The 2,792-nt window shown below is 50.2% G+C and carries 2 protein-coding genes; one reads left to right on the top strand and one right to left on the bottom strand.

All coding sequences use genetic code 11. The features are described from left to right. The coding region (locus RMO52_RS04530; protein ID WP_310411276.1) for a TCP-1/cpn60 chaperonin family protein at positions 1-615 on the bottom strand (615 nt) is incomplete at its 3' end. 836 nt (positions 616-1,451) lie between these two features. Between RMO52_RS04530 and RMO52_RS04525 the strand changes: the two genes are divergently transcribed. Then, positions 1,452-2,792 (top strand): NB-ARC domain-containing protein (locus RMO52_RS04525; RefSeq protein ID WP_310411273.1); only part of this gene is annotated, 1,341 nt, incomplete at its 3' end.

Raw genomic sequence — 2,792 nt, 5'->3', positions numbered from 1 at the left:
GTCGGTGACGAGGTAGGGAGAAAGATAACCGCGATCGATCTGCATCCCTTCGACGACTTCGAGTTCGGTGGTGAGGGACTTGGATTCTTCCACGGAGATGACACCATCTTTGGTGACTTTATCCATCGCTGCCGAGATCATTTCGCCAACTTCGGGATCGTTACCTGCCGAGACGCTGGCAACTTGGGCGATGCCTTTGCCTTCGACGGGTTTAGCGAGCTTGGCAATTTCGGCGACTAACATGGTGACAGTTTTGTCCATGCCGCGTTTGATCCCGATCGGATTGCTGCCAGCAGCGACGTTTTTGAGACCTTCGCGGATCATTTCTTGGGCTAGGACGGTGGCTGTAGTGGTACCATCGCCAGCTAAGTCTTTGGTTTTAGCCGCGACCTCTTGGATCAGTCTGGCACCTGTATTTTCTAAGGGGTCGGATAGTTCGATCTCTTTGGCGACGGTAATCCCATCATTAACGATCTGCGGTGCGCCAAATTTCTTTTCTAACAGGACGTTACGACCTTTAGGGCCTAACGTAATCTTAACTGCATCTGCCAAGGCGTTGACACCCCGTTCTAGGGCACGACGGGACTCTTCGTTAAACGCTATGATTTTTGCCATATTATTTTGTTGTAATCATCTCTTCCAAAATTTAGCACTCTATGAGGAGGAGTGCTAAACGGATGCCGATCGATCCGTGTGCGGTTTCCCGAACCCGGCAGGGATTATTAGTGGATAGAGATGGGAGTGGGAGAGTTGGGAGTTGGGAGTTGGGAGTTGGGAGTTGGGAGTTGGAGGGACGGGGGGACTGGGGGACTGGGGGACTGGGGGATAAAGAATTGTTCATTACCCTTTACCCTTTACCCTTTACCCATTACCTTTTACCCATTACCTTTTACCCTTTACCCTTTCCCCTTTACCCTTTCCCCTTTCCCCCCGAAAACCTAAAGCCTAAAGCCTAAAGCCTAAAGCCTAAAGCCTAATACCTAACTTTCGTCGGCAAAAAAAACCCTTGAGAAGATGTAGTCCATTGGATCGGTACTAATCATTCTCAAGGCTGATTGATTTGGGAGGTAGCTCCAATGAAGGAATTCAAACCAAAAAAATCAAAAGTTGAACACACAAACACTCTGTAGCCATACCTTAACTTACCTAAGAGCTAGTAATTAGATATAAAGGTATGGAAAAAGTAGGTTCAAAGGTACGATCTCTACAACTGGGTAACTTAAAATCGAGATTAATCTCGCTCGCGAATCGCTGACCCAAAGCCATGGGTCGGGAACCTCCGCGTGATTTGGGTCGCTCCGTGAGAAGAATCGGTGGCGGACGGATTTATGGTGTTGCAGATTTGACAATCTGCGATCGGTAGTGGCAACGGGCAGTAATTTTTGCTCTTATCGGTGTCAACCAACCGACCTCGAATGTAGTCAAAGTACCAAATACCAACTTATTTACCTATGGATGCCGATCGAGCGATCGCGATTATTGAAACTATTTTGGCTCCCAAATTGCTGAATTCCGTGCAGATGCAGGTAATTCGCGGTGCGATCGCAGGGCGCAGCTATCAAGAAATTGCGATCGTCGCCAGAACTGATGTCCCGTCCGAGCAACTTTTAGAAGCCAGCACGACTGAAGCCGAAGTTGCCGACATTGCCACCCCCGAAACTCCTAGAGGCTATCAGATTGGGTATATTCGGGAAACGGGCGCACAATTGTGGCAGTTATTAAGTACCCGCCTCGGTCAAAAAGTGACCAAAAATAGTTTGGCAGCAGTATTACTGTGGCATACCAAGCAGCCGGGATATCAGCCAGCGTCACCCCGCCATTTGGGATCTGAACCCGTCGAAAATCCCGATAATTGGCTCCAGTCGGTGTCAGATGGTGTTGCGCTCGCAGATCGCGCTCCTGCATCCTCACCAGCGCACGATCCCGAACCCGATCGGTTTTACGGACGCACTGAGGAACTGGCAATGCTCACCGACTGGTGTCTGCACGAGCAGTGTCGGATGATTTTCTTACTCGGGATGGGTGGGATGGGTAAAACGACCCTAGCTCTAAAGATCGCACGGCAACTGGAAGGCTATTTCGATCGCACCATCTGGAGATCGTTACTCAATCTACCGCCAGTTTCCGAACTATGCAGCGATTTACTGCACTGTTTGAACTCGCAATCTGGAGATTTACCAAGTTCGCTAGAAGCGCAAATCGAGTTAGTAATTGCTGGTCTGCGGCGCAATCGCTGTCTGCTAGTCTTGGATAATGTCGAATCGATCCTCGAAGGCAAAGTGCAATCGGGGCAATATCTACCAGGATATGAAAGTTACGATCGGTTGTTTAGAGCGCTGGGCGAGCTACCGCATCAAAGTTGTGCGATCTTTACCGGGCGCGAACAACCCCACACCATCGCCCGATCGCAAATCGTCAACCCCCAGCTAGTGCGCTCGCTGGTTATTAATGGGATGACCTCAGTCGCCGGACATCAACTGATCCAGTCTTACGGCTCGCCAGAGCTACCCGAGCAGATGTGGCAGGAAGTTCACGCCCACTATAGCGGCAATCCCCTCGCGCTGAAAATTGCCATCATTACCGCCATCGAAATGACTGGCGGTGGCGAAAAAATCTTGGAGCTTTACCCCCTCATGAAGAAGGGTCAACTCCAGTTTCGGAATATCGATGATATCCTCCAACGGCAATTCGAGCGGTTATCGCCGATCGAACAACAACTAGTCTACTGGCTGGCGCTGGAGCGCGAACCGATTAGTAGCAACCAATTGCGGTCGAATTTGGCGGATCGCCAG

This window comes from Chamaesiphon sp. OTE_8_metabat_110 (genome assembly GCF_031382685.1).
Taxonomy (GTDB): Bacteria; Cyanobacteriota; Cyanobacteriia; order Cyanobacteriales; family Chamaesiphonaceae; genus Chamaesiphon.
Note: the sequence above shows the minus strand (reverse complement) of the source record. Positions and strands in the feature narration are given on the sequence as shown.